Source organism: Synechococcus sp. R3-13, assembly GCF_047462195.1.
GTDB lineage: Bacteria > Cyanobacteriota > Cyanobacteriia > Thermostichales > Thermostichaceae > Thermostichus.
Map to the genome: position 1 here is coordinate 1 of NZ_JANSIO010000093.1, position 16,925 is coordinate 16,925.

Annotated in this window: 19 protein-coding genes; 11 read left to right on the plus strand and 8 right to left on the minus strand. The window is 59.2% G+C overall.

Features of this window, described 5'->3' with window-relative positions; translation table 11 throughout:
* On the minus strand, positions 1-1,132 hold a 1,132-nt coding region (gshA, locus tag NW856_RS03095; RefSeq protein ID WP_414399041.1), incomplete at its 3' end, for a glutamate--cysteine ligase.
* Positions 1,133-1,462: 330 nt separating this feature from the next.
* Here gshA and NW856_RS03100 point away from each other — a divergent pair.
* The 5 genes from NW856_RS03100 (at position 1,463) to NW856_RS03120 (ending at position 5,858) form a co-directional block, all read left to right on the plus strand.
* Positions 1,463-2,767, plus strand: coding sequence for a mannosyltransferase family protein (locus NW856_RS03100; protein ID WP_414399042.1), 1,305 nt, complete (start codon positions 1,463-1,465; stop codon positions 2,765-2,767).
* 57 nt (positions 2,768-2,824) lie between these two features.
* On the plus strand, positions 2,825-3,277 hold the full coding sequence (locus NW856_RS03105) for a hypothetical protein (protein WP_414399043.1): 453 nt from the start codon (positions 2,825-2,827) through the stop codon (positions 3,275-3,277).
* Positions 3,278-3,423: 146 nt separating this feature from the next.
* Positions 3,424-4,725: a gamma-glutamyl phosphate reductase gene (locus NW856_RS03110; RefSeq protein WP_414399044.1), complete on the plus strand. Its 1,302-nt coding sequence runs from the start codon at positions 3,424-3,426 to the stop codon at positions 4,723-4,725.
* A 125-nt stretch (positions 4,726-4,850) separates the two neighbouring features.
* Positions 4,851-5,492 (plus strand): hypothetical protein, encoded by a 642-nt coding sequence (locus NW856_RS03115; RefSeq protein WP_011432202.1) that lies wholly within the window; start codon positions 4,851-4,853, stop codon positions 5,490-5,492.
* 3 nt (positions 5,493-5,495) lie between these two features.
* The gene (locus NW856_RS03120) at positions 5,496-5,858 is read left to right on the plus strand and encodes a DUF3493 domain-containing protein (RefSeq protein ID WP_414399046.1); all 363 of its coding nucleotides are present in this window, start codon (positions 5,496-5,498) and stop codon (positions 5,856-5,858) included.
* 26 nt (positions 5,859-5,884) lie between these two features.
* Here NW856_RS03120 and NW856_RS03125 read toward each other — a convergent pair whose 3' ends face one another.
* The gene (locus tag NW856_RS03125; RefSeq protein ID WP_414381253.1) at positions 5,885-6,277 is read right to left on the minus strand and encodes a hypothetical protein; all 393 of its coding nucleotides are present in this window, start codon (positions 6,275-6,277) and stop codon (positions 5,885-5,887) included.
* Positions 6,278-6,477: 200 nt separating this feature from the next.
* On the opposite strand from NW856_RS03125, the gene psaC reads away from it, so the two are divergent.
* The gene (psaC, locus tag NW856_RS03130) at positions 6,478-6,726 is read left to right on the plus strand and encodes a photosystem I iron-sulfur center protein PsaC (RefSeq protein WP_414350136.1); all 249 of its coding nucleotides are present in this window, start codon (positions 6,478-6,480) and stop codon (positions 6,724-6,726) included.
* Positions 6,727-7,181: 455 nt separating this feature from the next.
* Here the strand turns inward: psaC and NW856_RS03135 are convergent, their stop codons facing one another.
* The gene (locus NW856_RS03135) at positions 7,182-7,901 is read right to left on the minus strand and encodes a DUF554 domain-containing protein (protein WP_414374952.1); all 720 of its coding nucleotides are present in this window, start codon (positions 7,899-7,901) and stop codon (positions 7,182-7,184) included.
* A gap of 167 nt (positions 7,902-8,068) precedes the next feature.
* Between NW856_RS03135 and NW856_RS03140 the strand changes: the two genes are divergently transcribed.
* Complete coding sequence (locus tag NW856_RS03140) at positions 8,069-8,623, plus strand: GNAT family N-acetyltransferase (RefSeq protein WP_414357199.1); 555 nt, start codon at positions 8,069-8,071, stop codon at positions 8,621-8,623.
* A 3-nt stretch (positions 8,624-8,626) separates the two neighbouring features.
* A complete protein-coding gene (locus tag NW856_RS03145; RefSeq protein ID WP_414357197.1) occupies positions 8,627-9,331 on the plus strand; it encodes an esterase/lipase family protein in 705 nt (234 codons plus the stop codon).
* 9 nt (positions 9,332-9,340) lie between these two features.
* Here the strand turns inward: NW856_RS03145 and psb29 are convergent, their stop codons facing one another.
* A complete protein-coding gene (gene psb29, locus NW856_RS03150) occupies positions 9,341-10,156 on the minus strand; it encodes a photosystem II biogenesis protein Psp29 (protein WP_414357195.1) in 816 nt (271 codons plus the stop codon).
* Positions 10,157-10,208: 52 nt separating this feature from the next.
* On the opposite strand from psb29, the gene proB reads away from it, so the two are divergent.
* Positions 10,209-11,324 (plus strand): glutamate 5-kinase, encoded by a 1,116-nt coding sequence (gene proB / locus NW856_RS03155; protein ID WP_041436197.1) that lies wholly within the window; start codon positions 10,209-10,211, stop codon positions 11,322-11,324.
* Between the two features lie 86 nt (positions 11,325-11,410).
* Here the strand turns inward: proB and raf1 are convergent, their stop codons facing one another.
* From raf1 to infC, 4 genes are all read right to left on the minus strand, one after another.
* Positions 11,411-12,514, minus strand: a complete 1,104-nt coding sequence (gene raf1, locus NW856_RS03160; protein ID WP_414399047.1) for a RuBisCO accumulation factor 1 — start codon at positions 12,512-12,514, stop codon at positions 11,411-11,413.
* Positions 12,515-12,678: 164 nt separating this feature from the next.
* Positions 12,679-14,625, minus strand: a complete 1,947-nt coding sequence (locus NW856_RS03165) for a serine/threonine-protein kinase (protein ID WP_414399048.1) — start codon at positions 14,623-14,625, stop codon at positions 12,679-12,681.
* Between the two features lie 104 nt (positions 14,626-14,729).
* Entirely contained in the window at positions 14,730-15,194 is a 465-nt protein-coding gene (gene bcp / locus NW856_RS03170; protein WP_414399049.1) for a thioredoxin-dependent thiol peroxidase, read from the minus strand.
* 15 nt (positions 15,195-15,209) lie between these two features.
* Positions 15,210-15,767 (minus strand): translation initiation factor IF-3, encoded by a 558-nt coding sequence (gene infC, locus NW856_RS03175; protein ID WP_011432175.1) that lies wholly within the window; start codon positions 15,765-15,767, stop codon positions 15,210-15,212.
* Positions 15,768-16,028: 261 nt separating this feature from the next.
* Between infC and NW856_RS03180 the strand changes: the two genes are divergently transcribed.
* Positions 16,029-16,340 carry a hypothetical protein gene (locus NW856_RS03180; RefSeq protein WP_011432176.1) on the plus strand — a complete coding sequence of 104 codons (312 nt, stop codon included), beginning with the start codon at positions 16,029-16,031 and terminating at the stop codon, positions 16,338-16,340.
* 41 nt (positions 16,341-16,381) lie between these two features.
* On the plus strand, positions 16,382-16,925 hold a 544-nt coding region (locus NW856_RS03185), incomplete at its 3' end, for a lyase family protein (protein WP_414399050.1).

Here is a 16,925-nt window from a genome sequence, read left to right on the forward strand (position 1 = left end):
TGAGCTTATTATTGACTAGAGTCATGCTCTCTCGGTCTTGTTCGGCCAGCTCCTGGATGGCCTGTTGGTACACCTGGGCAGGTGTGGATCCCTGGTTGACTTGCTTCAGCCAGCGTTGGGCCTCATTGCCCTGGTGGAGCAGGGTTTGCAAGGGAGCTAGAAAACAGCCCAAGCCTTGAGGTTGGCCAATACGCCAAGCTTCGGTCAGCAGCTCTTCGATCCACTCTTGGGCCGCCCGTTCCCGGCCTGTCTGCCAATCGACCAAACGAGATTGCAGCGATTCTCGGGCAGCAGCCTGCTCGTTGGCTTCGCAAAGGCTCTCCAGCTCTGTTGGGGTAAAGGGCCCCCGCAAGGGATCCAGCGCTTCCGGCTGGGCCAGCAACTGCCAGAGACGGGCTTCCACCAAGGCGGTAATCGCCAGAACCATTACCGGATCCCCCACCAGATCGCAAATGCGCAGCTCCACGCGGTTGAGGTGGTAGGGCCGCTCCGGGCCGTTGGGCCGTACCGAGGCCCACAGGTGGCGCACATTCTGCATGGTGCCCAAGGCTAGCTGCTCCTGGATCCAGGCAATGTAGTGGGCGTGATCCCGGAAGAAGGGCACCTGAGCCGGCGTTTTGGGGAACACCTGCCAACGGCTGGAGTGGGATCCCGTCACCCGTCCGTCCAGAAAAGGAGAGGAAGCGCTCAGAGCTAGGTAGAGAGATGCTTCCGCTCGCAGCAGGCGACAGGCCCGGAAGATGGCCTCGGTACCTGGCAGGCCAACATTGATGTGAATGCTAGCAGTTACCACCCGCGTGCCATAGGTGCGCTCGATGTAGTCGTGGTAGGGGTTGCCGGGATCCGACCGCTCGAAGTGGTCGCTGCCGCCCAAAGCTAGCGTGCTCCCTGGCAGAAGGGTGTAAGGGCCAAGACGGCGCAAAAATTGCCGCAACTGTAGGCGAGGCCGCAACAAGGCACAGAGCAGGTCTTCGTAGCGGCGAAGGGGAGGGGTGATATACTCCACGTTGCGCCGATCCGGCTCTCGCACAAACCCTGGCAAAGCTTGGCAAATGCGATCCGACAAGCCCACCACTTCCCCGGCGGCGGTGCCGGTGTACATTTCCACCTCAAAGCCCTTGGTCAACAGCACAGGCCAGCCTCCAGCCGCAGCCTCACCAGTCTAACCTTTCTCTTCTCCCCTCATTGTCCTGGGGTTTGGCAGGGAATTGGCCGATGGTAGGGAAGTTTCTCGACCTGTTCTAGAGCCGTTTTATAATATATTTACACTCTCACTCTTAGAGGGTGTCAATTGAACCAAGCGGTATCTCAAAAGTCCTAGATTTTGGCAAGGAATCCACAGGGCCTTAGGGTGGAGATCAAAAAGGAACCACGACCTCTGGCAGGTGAACCTTGCCGATGATTACCAAGATGATTACCAAGAAGAAATCAAAGTGCCATCTTCACCCTTAACGATTCAGCGATGAGCTTTTCTCTCAGTCATCTGTTGCAGCGAGGTCGGCAGTACCTTGCCCCTTTCTTAGGGCAAATCTTGCTGCCCAGTTTGGCCTTGACAGTGCTGCAGATCTTTATGATCTTCCTCTGGAGTGAGGAGAGCGATTATGTTTCCATCTTCAAGGGCCTAACTCAGTGGGATAGCCATTGGTATCTCGGCATCACGCGGCGAGGGTACCAGTTTGTGGGCTTTGACAAGATTGCCTATGAGCAGAGCAACGTGGCTTTTTTCCCCGGCTATCCCCTGGCGGTGGCCGGAATCAGCCGCCTTTTGAGAGTTGACCCTGAACTGGGGCTTTACCTAACTGCTCAGCTCTTTTGCTGGCTGATGTGGGTTTACCTTTTCCTGTTTTACCGCAGGTGGCAAGTCTCCCCGCTCTGGCAAATTTTGGCGAGCTTGATTATTTTCATCTATCCCACCAGCTTTTACCTGGTCGTGGGCTACAGCGAATCTTTGTTTATGGCCAGCCTGTTGGGCTTTTTCTACTGGTCAGTTTATTTGGACTCCCCTCGGCGAATGCTCTTAGCTGGGATCCACGGCTTGGTGATGAGTGCTACTCGGATTGTCGGCTTGCCGGTGGCGCTGCTCCCTTTTTTGAATCTCCTGAAAGCGGGGGAGAGAACCCAAGCCCGCCGTTGGTTTTGGACGAGTATGGCAGCGAGCTTGGCTCTGTTGGGTGGCCTGGGCTTTTTCCTCTATTGTCAGCTTCGCTTTGGCCGCTGGGATCTCTACATGGAAATGCAGCCCTATTTTGGCTCCAGTTCTCCCAATTACCTGGCCATTCTTCAAGCTCACACTTATACCCACCTCTTTTCCCCTGGCTATTGGCAGTCCCTATTCTCTTCTTCTGCTGCTTTGAGAGATGGAGGATGGGGAATTTCTGCCAGTCAACTGTTTGTCCCTCTCACCTTGGGATCCCTGCTTGTTACAGGCTTGATGGATGCGGCAGGAGTTATGGTGGGTAAAAGCCAATGTTGGCGGGAGCGGTTGGGATTTCACCTGGCTGCTTGGGCCATGTTTTACATCGCTGCGGCTGCCGTGAGTTCCCTGGGCCAGCGAAGCATGAGCCGCTATTGCCTGCCGGTTCACATCGTGCAGGTGCTGGCGTTGGTGCATTGGGCCAAACACACCGATTTCAGCTTCATCCCCCAGCGGATGCGGCCCTATCTTGGTGTCGCCTTGAAGCTGGGATATGGGCTGCTGGCTTTCATTTTTTTTGCCCTCAACCAAATCCTCACCTGGCGCTACGTCCACCATCTCTGGGTGGCTTGACTCCGCTTTCCTGAAGATAGGATGTGAGGGATCCCAACTTCTCACCGGCTGAGAGCTGTGGCGTTCTCTTCTCCCCGCAAGTCTCCCCGTCAAAAATCAGCCTCGCGTGTCGCTCAGACCCTTGAGCCCGCCAAAATTTACCCCTGCCCGTGCTGCCACCAAGGTCAGTTACGCCTGATCACCCTAACCGAAGCCTTCGGGTGTAGCCGTTGCCAGCATATTTTTGCCATCACCCCCGACCGCCTGTACATCGAGCAACTGGCCGTTTCCTATCCCTACCGCAAAATGTGGTTCTGGAACGGCTACCAATGGGTGTTGCGGCGGGAAAACACCCTACAGGGATCCGCGCTCTTGGGCCTCACCCTCAGCTTGGGCATTGTCTTGGCGGTTGGGTTCATCGGCGCAGTGCTCTTCCCGACCCAAACCCAGTTGCTCAGTTGGTTCATGATTCTCGGCTTGTTGCTAACGCTGCTGATGGTAATGGCGATCCTGCTGCTGCGGCGGCCCTGAGACTTACGAGATCTGATCCGGCAACCGGTTTCTAGAGTCGGCAGCCCTGACACTTGTGGATTCAACCATTTCTTGTTAGCAGTGTTAGCAGTGGTCTGGAGAAAGCGGCGGATCTGTCTCTGATGGGCTAGGCGGGAGAAGTTCAAGTGACAGATTTCGGTTCAGACTTTGACTTAGGTACCACTCTGCGACAGGTACGCCGTTTGCTACCCCAACTGCAGCGGTTGAGCAGCCAAATCAAGCGCCAGGCCCTGCTGGCTCTCTCGCGGTGTTTGCTGGAGCGCTCCGATCTGCTCCTGGAAGCCAATACCCTTGACCTGGAAAGTTGCCGCGAGCAAACCGTACCGGAGTGGATCCTCAACGGCCTGAAGCTCACCCCCGAGCGCCTACAGCGATCCGCCCAGTTGCTGACTCTCCTGGCCCAGCAGCCGGATCCCATTGGCAAGCTGGAGAAAGGGCACCGCCAGGAGAATGGCCTGTTTATTGGCCGCTACCGCGTTCCATTGGGGTTGATCGCTCTGGTCTACGAAATCTACCCCGAGTTTGCCTTAAATGGCATTGGCATGTGCCTAAAAACAGGAAATGGCGTGATTTTGGCCAGCAGCGGTCCCATCCAGAAAACCCACCAGGCTATGGTCAACCTGTTGGCAGAGACGGCTTATGAGCACGGGATCCCGGAAGGGGCCATTCAAACCTTGCCCGCCCAAGACCAAACGGCGGATCCCCAAGTAGATTCCCCACTATTGCCGTTGTTACAGCAAACCCGCTACCTCGACCTGGTGATTCCCTGCGGTCGCCCCGGCTGGGTGGAGTTCCTGTTGCAGGCCAGCAAAGTGCCGACTCTGGCTACCCATTTGGGCTACGGCCACATCTATCTGGATCGCACTGCCCCTTGGCCCTTGGTCAAATCGGCTTTGTTGGATCCCCTGGCCCAGTACGGCTCAGAAGGGATCCCTATCTATCAGCCCCTCACCCTCTGGCTGCTGATCCACACCGATTGGGCCGCCAACCATCTGACCGCCTTGGTGGAGGACTTGCTGGGTCACGGGATCGCTGTACAGGCAGCAGCACCCATCCTAGAGCAGTTCCCGCAGCTCCAGCCGCTTGGGGAAGGCTTTGACTCGACGGAACGACCTCATCTGCGCCTGCAGCCCATTGCCGACCTGACGGAGGCGATCGCCTGGATCAACAAAAATGGTTGCCGTCAATCGGAGACGATCCTCACCGATAGCCAATCGGCGGCCCAACGCTTTCTCCAGGAAGTAGATGCCGCCCTGATCCACATCAACACTTCCCCCCTCTCAGCAGGCCGGGGAGCTGGGATCCCCACGTTGGGAGCGTTTCGCGACCTGTCTTTGGGCATTTCTACCCAGCGGCTGCACGTGCGCGGGCCCATCGACGTGGAAGCCCTGACAACGGTGAAGGTGGTGGCTCAGGGTGACCTGTAGAGCTGGAAGGTTGGTCGGCCCGCCCAAGGACCCGAGAGCTGCGATGAGGCTGGAGAAGAATAAGAATAGTAAAGAATAGATCGACATCAGCTCACCATCCAACCGAGCCCAAAGGGAGGACTTTTTTGGGGATCGACCTTCGCAGTTACGTGTTTTTGGATCGGCTGCAACCCCAGTATGCTGCTTATCTGGGCACAGTAGCCTACGGCTTTTTGCCCCTGCCTGGGGACACTTCTTTGTGGGTCGAGATTTCCCCCGGCATCGAGATCAACCGCGTTATGGATATTGCCCTGAAGGCCACCTCGGTGAGGCCGGGGCTGCAGGTGGTGGAACGCCTCTACGGCCTTCTGGAAGTACACTCCAGCAACCAAGGGGATACCCGCACCGCCGGACGGGCGATTCTGGCTGCCTTAGGGGTGAGTGAACAGGAGCGCCTCAAGCCCCGCATCATCTCCAGCCAGATCATCCGCAACATCGATCCCCACCAAACCCAGTTGATTAACCGTTCCCGCCGTGGCCAAATGCTCCTGGCTGGCCAAACCCTCTACATCCTGGAGGTGCAACCGGCAGGCTATGCCCCCCTGGCTGCCAACGAGGCAGAAAAATCTGCCCAGATCAACATCCTAGAAGTGATGCCTTTCGGTAGCTTTGGCCGCGTGTACTTGGGAGGGGAAGAGCGAGATATTCTGGCCGCCTGCCGCGCTGCCGAAGCCGTTTTGGCGGGGGTTTCCGGTCGGGAGCCCCTCTTGTTGCCTGAGGAGGTGTAGCCAATGGCAGACTCCGATCCCAAGCCAAGATCGCCCCTGTCGCAACGCCGGGATCCCTCTTCAGCGGAGCAAGTGAGGCTGTTGACGGAGCTGGCCGCTCCCTATCGCAGCTTGCGGTGCTTCATCTACTTGGCGGTGGGGTTCTCGGCTACCATCGGGGCGTTTGTGTTTTTCTTTCGAGCCCTGGCGGGACGGGACTTGAACACCACCTTGCCCAGCTTGGCCTTGCAGTTGGGGATCCTGGCCGGCGCCATCGGCCTAAACAGGCTGGAAAACCGCTCTCACCAGAAGGTGATCAGACAGGTCAAACAACGCTTGGGCATGCAGCAAGACTCCCAGGAGCCCCAACGGTCGGCGGACAGTTAGCCCGCCCATTCCCCGCAGCCCCTTTCTCAATCCAGATCAAAGTCATCATCATCCGCGTCAGCACTGCGCAGATAGCGGCGCTGAGTTTGGCGAGCGGGATCCCCTTGTGACCACTTTTGGACAATTTGGACACCCAGAAAGGTCAGAAAGGCCCCCAAAGCCACAAACGTGAGAAGTGGGATCGCCAGGATCACCACTGCGCCCAGGACATAGATAGCCACCTTGGGCAGAGACGGATCCACCCCCCAGCGGCGGCTGCGCACCCAATCGGTGAGCTGCTGATCCCATTGGCGCAGGCGAGGCCTGTTCTCCTCGAAGATCTCCAGCAAAATTGGCCCCAGACGACGCAGATTGCCCTGAGTTTGCCTTCGCCAATCTTGCACCGAGCGCCCCATGTTCGGGATCCCTTGTCCTGTCATCTTCAGGCCGATCCTAGCCCAACCCCAGCAACCTTCCCATTGGCCCACCGGATGTAAATTTGTTTGAACATTTGGATCGGAGATTTTGGAGGCTTCCCAGGACTACAGTACACTGAGGGCACTGGCGCAGCGATGTTGCTGCCATGCCGATTCGGTAAACCTTTTTTTAACGTTTCAACCTGCTCGACTGGAGAACGCTAATGGCTCACTCGGTCAAGATCTACGACACCTGCATCGGCTGCACTCAGTGTGTGCGGGCTTGTCCCACCGACGTGTTGGAGATGGTGCCCTGGAAGGGAAAAAACAAAGCTGGGATGATCGCTGCCGCTCCCCGCACCGAAGACTGCGTTGGCTGCAAACGCTGTGAAACCGCTTGTCCCACCGATTTTCTGAGCATCCGAGTCTACCTTGGCCCCGAAACCACCCGCAGCATGGGCTTGGCCTACTGAGTTGCTGGGGGCTGGTTGCATCCTGATTTGCAATTGCCTATAAATTACTGGCAAAAGCTTCACCGAGAGTTTGGCGTGCAAGCCCCGGCATTGATGCCTGGGAAAGAGTCGTCATCAAGCTTAACCAAAAAACTGGGTTTAAAGCCCCGTCCTTCCAGGGCGGCTTTGCACTATGCTGCCTGTAGCGGCGGGGTAGTCAACCGCTCTTGCCTAACGCCTGCTGTCCGCAAGTCCCCCCTTCGGGGGGATTCATAGAAAGCAAATTCGAAAGCATTTGAAAAGCCAAGTAGCTTTTGGAACGTTCCGCTCGTAGGGCTTCCTGCACCAACTGTTCTCTGGTGGTGTGGTTGAGTAGCTCTTTCAGACTATCGGGGGTCATCAGAGATTGGATCCCAGTTAACCGCCGGCCATTAAGCGGTTTCTGACCCTTTCTACCTCCCAACCGACCTGGAAACCTAGAAGTGGAGATCCCAAACGGGGAAAAACCCCACCAGCAGCTCCACGATCACCAAAGCCGGTAGCAAGTTGGCCACCCGCAGGCGGGCCAGGCCGAGCAGGTTGAGGCCAATGCCCAAGATCAGGATCCCACCGGTGGCCTCCAAGGCGGCGATCAGGTCTGGGCGCAACAGAGGCTGCAACTGCCGCGCCAACAAAGCCACTCCCCCCTGAACCAGGAGCACCGGCACCGCAGAAAATAGGGTGCCCCAGCCAAGGCTGGCGGTGAAGGCGAGGGTGGCGATCCCGTCCAAAGCGGCTTTCACCAACAACAGCGAGGGATCCCCCAATCCATCCTGGATGGATCCCAGCAGGGTCATGGGGCCGACCACAAACAGGATGCTGGTGGTGACGAAGGCACGGGTAATCGGGTTGGGGCCCAGCCAACGGCTTACCTGCTTTTCCAGGGCCTGGCCAATCCGCTCAAAAGCAGCCTCGATGTCAATCCACTCCCCCAGCACAGCTCCTGACATCAGAGCAACCAAAACCGTTACCGCTTGGGCGGCACTGCCGAGGGTGAGGGCCATTTGGATCCCTAAGACCAGCACCAGGGATCCCATGGCTTGCAAAAGGGTTTGGCTCATTCGCTGGGGCAGGCGGCTACCTACTCCCCAACCAAGGCCGCTCCCCGCCAAGATGGCGAGGGTATTGACGAGAGTGCCGGTGCCGGGAGGAGCCATAGACTTTTTAGCGCCCAGACTTTCCACTCTCAGTTTCCGATAAAGACCTGTCCCAAGCCTGCGCGGAAGCACCTATGCAGATTCAGCTATTCCCGCTGCCAATCCTGGCTATACTGAGGACACGCCTACCTGATCAGATGGGGGCTTTCACTCCACGAAGACATCCGATGAGCTTTTGGAAGGGCCTGTTCGGGGCAGCAGGGGCCGCTTCGACGAAAGAGTTGGCGCAAAAAACGACGGCCAAAGCTGGTCATGTTGCCGCGCAGCGCAGTCGCGACCGTCAGGAAGTGGTGGCGGTACAGGGCGAGTCCATCCTGTTCAGCTTGGATCCCAACTTGGATCTGTACGAGCTGGAGGAGCTCTGCGATGCGGTGGGATGGTCGCGTCGTCCCATTCCCAAGGTGAGAAAAGCCCTGCAGCACAGCTTTTTGGTGGTGTCGATGTGGCAGCAGCGGGGCAGCTATCGTCGCCTCATCGGCTTTGCCCGGGCAACGTCCGACCACGCCTTCAATGCCACCATTTGGGACGTGGTGGTTCATCCCGATTTCCAGGGCAAGGGTCTGGGCAAGCGGCTGATGGAAAAGGTGATCCAAGAGCTGCGCGCCCAAGACATCAGCAACATCACCCTTTTTGCCGATCAAGGGGTGGTCAGCTTTTACGAGCGGCTGGGCTTCACCCCCGACCCCGAGGGGATCAAAGGCATGTTCTGGTATCCCCGCTAGCGTATGGCTCCTCTGGTGATTTTGCCCGGTTATCTGGCGGGCGCGTCGGAGTATGAGCCCTTGCGTCAAGAGCTGGAAGCCCGCGGCTATGCGGCACGGGTGGTGCCGTTACGGGTGCGCAGTTGGTTTCCCACGCTGGGGGGAAGGCCCGTCACTCCCATCCTGTGGGCGCTGCGAGAGGCCATCCAAAAGACCTGCGCTGAGTTTGGGGTTGACCGGGTTAACCTGGTGGCCCACTCCGCCGGCGGCTGGATTGCCCGCATCTACCTGGGATCCGTGCCTTACGGGGGACAGGTGTGGCAGGGGCGGGAGCACGTCGCTACGCTGATCAGCCTGGGATCCCCTCACATCAGCCGGGAGCGCTGGACGAAGCGCAATTTGGACTTTGTCAACACCCACTATCCGGGGGCCTTTTGGCCCGAGGTGAACTATGTGTGCGTGGCGGGCAGAGCCATTCAGGGGCGGCGCTTGGGCCTGGGATCCCTGTGGCGACAGGAGGATTATCTGGCTTGGCTGGCCTACAACAGCTATTGGCTCACGGCTGGACAGGGGGAATTGTGGGGCGATGGCATTATCCCCATCGAGGCTGCCCACTTGCAGGGGGCTGTCAATCTCACCCTGCCCGACTGTTACCATTCCGGTCGGGGTGGACGGCGCTGGTATGGATCCCCCGAGGTGGTGGAAACCTGGGCTCGGTATTTGGCTTAGGGCCTGCCTTTAGCTGCTGGGCTCGCTCGGGTCGGCAAGGGAAGTCTCGGGCAAAGAGGCGGCGGATTGGCGGCGTTCCTGCTGGCGTCGGGCGGCTTTCACCATCTCCTCGACCACAGCCCGCGCCTGCTTCATGCGATCCAAACTACTCCGATAGAGCTCCAGATCCTTTTTCACCCGCTCTGCCGAAAAGGGCAGCTTGCCCACCACATCCTCCAAAAAGCGGCGGGTGCGCTCTTCCGCTTCTTTGTAAAGGGACTTGGCCACGGCTTCATAGGCTGTATAAAGGCCAACAGCCAAGACCCGGCTGTAGGCATAGGGCGGCTGAGTCATGCGCTCCAAAATGGCTTTCAACCCGCCCACATCTTCCGCCTCTGGCTTGAGGCAAAGGAGATCCAGTCTCTGACGGGGATCCCCGCTGCTCATCAACTCCAGCAGATCGCGGGCATTCTTGCGCAACACCTCCGGCTTGAGGTGCAAAGCCTTACAGAGGGCGTTGAAAATGGCTTCTCGCTGTTCGGGGGGTTGGTAGGCTTCCATCAGCCCGTCGTAGAGGGTGACCATCCCCAAGGCAAAAAACGGATCGTAGATGAAGGTGCTGTTGACGGTGGTCAGGTGCAGCTCGACCAACAACTCCTCCACCACCCGGCGATAGACGGCGTTGATCGGGCGAGGGTAGGCGCTGAAAAAGGCCGCTTTGGTGGCGGAGAGGGTGCGAACAGGATTCACAGGCAGACAAAAAAAGGTGAGCTTGAGGACGGCTTTCTCTGTTCTATTCTCGCCTGTGGTGACCCTGAGGGCAAGCGACGACCAATACAGCCGCATCTTGGCTCCGCTATGGTGAATAGATGGGTGGGAGGATGGGTTGAGAGCGGCGATGGCAACAACAGACGTGACGGTGGTGGTGAAGATCGGCACCTCCAGCCTGACAGATACTCAGACCGGCTTGTTGCGTCTTTCGGTGTTGGGGCCGCTGGTGGAGGTGCTGACCCACCTGCGCAGGCAGGGGTATGCGGTGATCTTGGTCTCCTCTGGGGCGGTGGGGGTGGGCTGTGCTCGCCTTGGCTGGCGGCAACGACCGACGGCTATTGCCGAGAAGCAGGCGGTGGCTGCGGTGGGACAGGGGCGGTTGATCCGCCTTTACGATGACCTCTTCTCGGCTCTGAACCAGCCAATTGCCCAAGTGCTGCTCACCCGCGGCGATCTGGTGGAGCGCAGCCGCTACGTGAACGCCAATCGCACTTTTGCCCAACTGCTGCAGATGGGGGTTATTCCCATCGTCAACGAAAACGACACGGTGGCAGTGGAGGAGCTGAAATTCGGCGATAACGACTCGCTTTCGGCGCTAGTGGCCAGCATGGTGCAGGCCAAGTGGCTTATCCTGCTCACCGATGTGGACAAGCTCTATTCGGCTGACCCCAACCGAGATCCCTCTGCCCAGCCCATTGAGCGGGTGTTGCCCGGGATCCCGCTACAGGTGAAGGCCGAAGCCCAGGGGAAAAGCGGCTGGGGCACCGGCGGCATGGCCACCAAACTGACCGCTGCTCAAATTGCTACAGCTGCAGGGGTAACGGTGGTGATCACCAATGGCAAACGGCCTGAGCAGATCCCGGCAATTCTGGCCGGCGAGGCCATCGGCACCCGCTTTGATCCGGCTCCTCAGCCCGCCAGCGCCCGCAAGCGATGGATTGCCTACGGCCTCATCCCCGAGGGATCTTTGACTTTGGATGAGGGGGCGGTACGAGCGGTGTGCGAGCAAGGGCGCTCGCTGTTGCCGGCAGGGATCACAGCCATTTCTGGGGAGTTTGAGGCGGGGGCTGCCGTGCGCCTGTGCGATCCCAGCGGCCAGGAGGTGGCGCGGGGCCTGGTGAACTACAGCGCCGAGGAGCTGCGGCAGATTAAGGGCAAAAAAACCGCCGAGATTCCCCGCATCCTGGGCTACGAAGGGGTTGATACTGCCGTCCACCGGGATAACTTGGCCTTGCTCAATTGAGGCCATGGGTGAGGCCATGGGGGCGAGTCCAGGCGCGGTGCTCTGCACCACTAGCACGAATGGCTACAACGGCGGGATCCCAACGCCTATTCTTCCAACTGCCAGGGATCCTGAGCCAGCACCTCATCGAAAACCCGCGGGGGGCGCACGGCCATCAGCACCTGGCCCAACAGGGGAGAGGAGGGCGAGTCTTCTATCCACTCCACCGCCAGGGATCCGGCCCGATCCACCAGGAAAAATCCCGCCATCTGAGCTCCCTCCCAAACCCGAGCGGCGCGATCGACCACCAGCAAAACCGGATCCTGTTCTTCACCGGCAGGCACCGGCAAACCCAACAGGGATCCCAAAAGCCGGTTTTCCACCTGAAGGATCACCGGATCCCCGGCCTTTTGAATCACCGGCCAAGCAGGCAAGGCCATCCAAGTCTGCTCCGCCGGGCTGTTGACCCAGCCAAAGGGCCCTTGCGGCTCGCTGGGGGGGATCCCTTCCCAGGCGGCAGTTGCAAGAGGCAGGGATCCGGCCACCGGCAGCAGTCGCGGCAGATCTTCTTCCAAGCGAAACACGGACAGCTTGGGCAAAACGCTGCGTTGGGGGCGGGAGCTGGTGGCAATCGTGGACAAGAGCTGCTCCACCTGTCGGCGGGCTGTATCACTGTGGACATACTGAAACGCTCGACCGATAGCCCGAGTTCGCTCCTGCAGATCGCGGGTTTGCTGGGCCGTTCTCCAGGCTTGATAGGCTACCGCATCGCCGGGGTGATCCGTAAACCCTTCCGGAAGCTGTTGGAGCTGGGCATAATTTTTCACGGCGCGGGCGATCTCATGAGCATCAGCGGCATTCAAATGGCGACTGAAGATAAATTCCGCCACCCGAACCCGATCCTGTGGAGAGAGAATGCGCAACTCGTAGAGGATATCGCTGCCTTTATGGGCAAAATGCCCCAGAACTTCTGGGCTGGCTCCTGCTTTGGCCATCCCTTCGTAAACCTGGGCCGCAACAAGGATCTGGTTTTGGTGAATGGGCTCAAACCCCGTCGCCTCGAAGATGGCCTGCGGGGTCATTTTCTGTTGTTGCAAGGTTTGGCATGCTTTGGCCCAATCCAACCAACGGCCCTCTTTGCGGCGCAGCCGCTCTACCAACAAGCTGGGATCCTCTTCCACAGCAGCAGGTTCCGGCAGATACTGACTCATGCTTGTTCTCCAACAGGCTGGACAGATCACCACTCCCCTGGTCCACAGCCCAGCAGAGCTGGCCGGGCATCTGGCCAAACTTGATCTTCAAACTTGATCTTAGGGCTGATAGCGGTTCTGGCCGAGTCCGGTCGCGACAGCGGGACGGAGTCCTTGGCGCAACTCTAGATCGCTGGATTGCACAGTATCACCTGGGAAGGCTGTCCGCTCACCGGCAAGCGGTTCAGATCCAATTGCCAAAGCTGGAACTGGGGGGGCTTTTCTGCTTTGGGCACTTGCAGCCAAACCTTGCCTCTTTGGCCCACCTGCAACACCTGTGAGCCGTTAGGCACAGCTACTTGGGCCAAGGGATCCCCTTTTTCACTGTACAGCCAGAGGGAAGTGGATTGCTCGCCCTCTCGACACAGCAGCAGCACGCCCCAAGGGGCCTTGGCCATCTGGACAGGTTGCCCTTTCAAGAACCAGCGGCGCACCCGCAGCGGATTCACCTGCACCGAGTGGAGATAGGGGCAGCAACCTTGCTGGCCTTCCCTTCCCTCATCTGTTGCCGCAAAGAGCAACCGTTCTCCCAAGCTGATCACCCCCCCTTGGGGATCCAAGGGCAGGCGATAGCGAATGGGCTGGGATCCCGTCTGCAGAGACCAACCGGTCGCGACAGTGGGATGGTGTCCCTTGGGATAGGGCAAGAGGCTCATCTCCACCCACTGCTGCCCCACACCTGTCAACAAAACCAGATGCTCCGAGAGGGCCAGCAAGCGGGACAGGGATCCCTGCCAAGGCCAACGAAAATAGCAGCGGGAATCGGGGAAAGGCTGTGTTCCTGTCGACGTGGCCGGCTGCCATTGTACGGCCCCCAACTCTTGGGCGGTGGCCCAGACCAGCTCCTGTCGCTCTGCCAGCCAGGTGGCCTGCCAATCCTCCTCAAAGCTGAGCAAGGTGCGGATGCGGCTGGGGCTGAGGTGCAAAAGGCTGCTTCGGGAGAAGGCCAGGGCTTCCGGGAAGGTGTTCAAGGGCAGCACCGCCCGAATTGGCTCGTCCAGGGAAAAACGGGCCAAAGCAGGGGATCCCAGGGCAAGGTTCTGGAGCTCCAGCCATTCCAGCCTCTGGGGGGTCACCCGCAACAGCAGCGGGGATCTGGAGCCGCTGGGATCCTCGCAGATGCAGAACTTTTGCTCGGCCAGGAACTCCATCCCGCCAGTGTCAACAGAGCCCAGATCCGGCAGATCCCAAACCTGTACCCCAGGGGGCGGCCATCTGGGCAGGCGAGGGCCAACCCAACAACTGGCCGGCTCTTGCCACTCTTGGGCAACCACCGCCAAAGCCGACCGCATTTGGGCAGCAGTGCGGAACCGCCGCAAGGGCAACTTGCGTAGGGCTATCTCCAGCACCTCCCGCAGCGGGGCAGGGATCCCTTCGGGACAGACAAACGGCTGGTTGAGGTGGGCGTGCATCAACTGGCCGGGGGATCCGGAAAAAGGCCGCCGGCCTGTCAACAGCTCCAGCAGGATGATCCCCACCGCGTAGAGATCGGAAGCGGGACTGAACTGGCCATAAAACCGCTCCGGGGCCATGTAGGCAGGGGATCCGGTGGCGCTGATCTCATCGGGAAGAGGCTGGGAGTGGCGGGCAATGCCAAAGTCTGTCAGCTTCAGTTGCCAGCCCTGGGGCGTGGGCTTGAGCAGGATGTTCTCGGGCTTGACATCGCAGTGGATCACCCCCTGCCGGTGGGCATGATCTAACCCGGCCAAAATCTGATCCACAAAGCCCAAAACCTGCTTGACCGGCAGCCACAGCCCTTGCTCCACCTGGTCGATCAGCTCCCGCAGCGTGCCTCCCTCGCAGTACTCCAACACCAGGTAGCGACCTTCGCGGGCATGTTCGAGGGCGTAGCAGCGGGTAATGTTGGGGTGGTTGAGGGTGAGCAGATGGCGCAGCTCCCGCAGTAGATTTTGGGTGGGAAAGCGCTCCGCCGGCAGCTCCTTCAGGGCCACCAGGTCTCCTCCTTGACGGGGACGGGCACAGAATACACGCCCGTACTGCCCTTGGCCGGCCAAACCCAACATTTGGTAGCTGTCGTGAATCGACTTGAGGGTACGGCTGCGTCGGGACACGGCCCCAGCCCAAGGGAAATCTCAGCACCTTTATCCCTAGCATGGAAATCTCCTCCCAGAATCGCCGCTTTTGGCGAATGGCCAGTTTCTTCCCAGCCGGGAAGCTATGAACCAGTCAATTGCTTGAGCAGCTCCGCCGCGTGGGTTTCCACGTTGATCTTGGTGATGATGGCCTCGATCTTCCCCTCCGGATCGATCACAAACGTGGTGCGGTGAATGCCGTTGTACTCTTTGCCCATAAACTTCTTCGGGCCAAAGACGCCATAAGCACTGGCCACCTTGCCTCCTTCATCCACCAACAACGGAAAAGGGAGCCGGAACTTCTGGGCAAATTTCTGGTGGGAGCGGGCATCGTCGGCGCTCACCCCCAAGATGGCGATGCCGTGGGCTTGATAGTCAGCGTAGGCATCCCGAAAGCCGCAGGCTTCTCGGGTGCAGCCGGGAGTGTTGTCTCGTGGGTAGAAGTAGAGCACCACCCGCTGGCCCCGCAACTGGCTCAAGCTGATGAGATTGCCCTCGGCATCGGGCAAGGTGAACTCAGGAGCGGGATCCCCAGCCGCAAGGGGCATAGGTGGGATCCCTCCTCAGACCGATTTTTTGGGAGAGAGAATCATCGTGATGTTTCGCCCTTCCTTTTGGGGAGGCTGCTGCATTTCCGCCACTTCTTGTAAGTCTTTGAACAAGCGGTGCAGCAATTCTTCCCCCAACTCGGCGTGCTGGGCCTCACGACCGCGGAACATCACCGTGGCTTTCACCTTGTCTCCATCCCCCAAGAACTGTTGGGCGCTGCGCAGGCGCACGTTGTAGTCGTGCTCGCCGATGTTGTAGCGAAACTTCACTTCCTTGATCTCGGCAGTGTGTTGCTTCTTGCGGGCCTCCCGTTCTTTCTTCTCCTTCTCAAACTTGAACTTGCCGTAGTCCATGATGCGGCAGACGGGCGGGTCGGCCTTTTCGCTCACCAAGACCAAGTCCAGATCTTTTTCTTCTGCCAGGCGCAGGGCTTCGCGCGGGCTCATGATCCCCAACTGAGTGCCGTCGGTATCGATGAGGCGGATTTTGGGGAAGCGGATGCGCTCGTTGATAGCCGGCAGCTCTGCGCGCTGCTTGCGGGGGAAGCGGTCAGGTGGACGCTCTACGGTCAAGTTTTCCTCTCTGAACGAAATGAACAGCACAAAACCCATGCTAAGTAGAAGCAAGCCCCCTAGGAGCAGTGCCGACCCGTGGATTTGAACTTATCCAATCAAAGTCGGCTATCGGCCCGCAGGCTAAGGCATGCTGCACCTATACTAACCGGCATTTTCTACCTCCTTCTAGAGCTATCAAGAGTTGTCAAGGCCCGCTCACTTGGGGATCCTGCCAGATTGGGGCAACAACCGCGGTAGGATACCAAAGTGGCGATCCTGATGGGATCAAAGGTTGTTTGTCGGCCAGCAGGGAGGGCAGAAGCGGTGCAGCTCGGTTTAACGGAACGGGAACTGACAGAGTTGGCCCAAAAGTCGGTTCAGCTCATCCTGAGCCCGCGGGAAGGGGATAGCGAGGCGCTGATCCAGTACAAGTCTTCGGCGGAATTTCGAGCAGGGGTGCATCTGGCCTGTGCGGCCATGGTGTTGGTCTTGGCAGAGAACAACGAGCGCCTCAGCCAGCAGTTGCAGGCTACTTTACAAAACTTATCTGCAGCCGTCGAGACACCCTCAGAGAAGGCTGCCGGAAGCTAGCCCAAGGATCCGCGAACGGGGGAGGAAAAGCCTTGGCTGAGGTGCGCAGCGAACGAGACTCAATGGGGGAGCGGCAACTGCCGCAGTCGGTTTACTACGGCATCCAGACCGCCCGTGCCCTGGAGAACTTCCCCATCAGCGGCCTCAAGCCCCTGCCAGAGTATGTGGAGGCCTGCGTGCTGATTAAAAAGGCGGCGGCGGAGGTCAACGGCGAGCTGGGGTGCATTCCGGCAGAGGTGGCCAAGGCGATTGTCCAAGCGGCGGATGAGATCCTCCAGGGATCCCTGCGGGATCAGTTTGTGGTGGATGTGTACCAGGCGGGGGCGGGCACCTCCCACCACATGAACGTCAACGAAGTGCTGGCCAACCGCGCTCTGGAGATCCTGGGGGAGCCCAAGGGCCGCTACGAGCGGGTCAGCCCCAACGACCATGTCAACTACGGCCAGTCCACCAACGATGTCATCCCCACCGCCATTCGTCTGGCTGCCCTGCTGCGGGTGCGACGGGATTTTCTGGGCACGCTGGACAATTTGGTAGCGGCGCTGGAGCAGAAGGCCCAAGAGTTTCGCGGCATCCTCAAGGCCG

Coding starts and splice junctions, on each gene's coding strand:
- NW856_RS03100 (WP_414399042.1), top strand. CDS start 1,463: ATGAGCTTTTCTCTCAGTCATCTGTTGCAGCGAGGTCGGCAGTACCTT.
- NW856_RS03120 (WP_414399046.1), top strand. CDS start 5,496: ATGGCAGACTCCGATCCCAAGCCAAGATCGCCCCTGTCGCAACGCCGG.
- NW856_RS03125 (WP_414381253.1), bottom strand. CDS start 6,277: ATGACAGGACAAGGGATCCCGAACATGGGGCGCTCGGTGCAAGATTGG.
- psaC (WP_414350136.1), top strand. CDS start 6,478: ATGGCTCACTCGGTCAAGATCTACGACACCTGCATCGGCTGCACTCAG.
- NW856_RS03135 (WP_414374952.1), bottom strand. CDS start 7,901: ATGGCTCCTCCCGGCACCGGCACTCTCGTCAATACCCTCGCCATCTTG.
- NW856_RS03140 (WP_414357199.1), top strand. CDS start 8,069: ATGAGCTTTTGGAAGGGCCTGTTCGGGGCAGCAGGGGCCGCTTCGACG.
- NW856_RS03145 (WP_414357197.1), top strand. CDS start 8,627: ATGGCTCCTCTGGTGATTTTGCCCGGTTATCTGGCGGGCGCGTCGGAG.
- psb29 (WP_414357195.1), bottom strand. CDS start 10,156: ATGCGGCTGTATTGGTCGTCGCTTGCCCTCAGGGTCACCACAGGCGAG.
- proB (WP_041436197.1), top strand. CDS start 10,209: ATGGCAACAACAGACGTGACGGTGGTGGTGAAGATCGGCACCTCCAGC.
- raf1 (WP_414399047.1), bottom strand. CDS start 12,514: ATGAGTCAGTATCTGCCGGAACCTGCTGCTGTGGAAGAGGATCCCAGC.
- bcp (WP_414399049.1), bottom strand. CDS start 15,194: ATGCCCCTTGCGGCTGGGGATCCCGCTCCTGAGTTCACCTTGCCCGAT.
- NW856_RS03180 (WP_011432176.1), top strand. CDS start 16,029: ATGGGATCAAAGGTTGTTTGTCGGCCAGCAGGGAGGGCAGAAGCGGTG.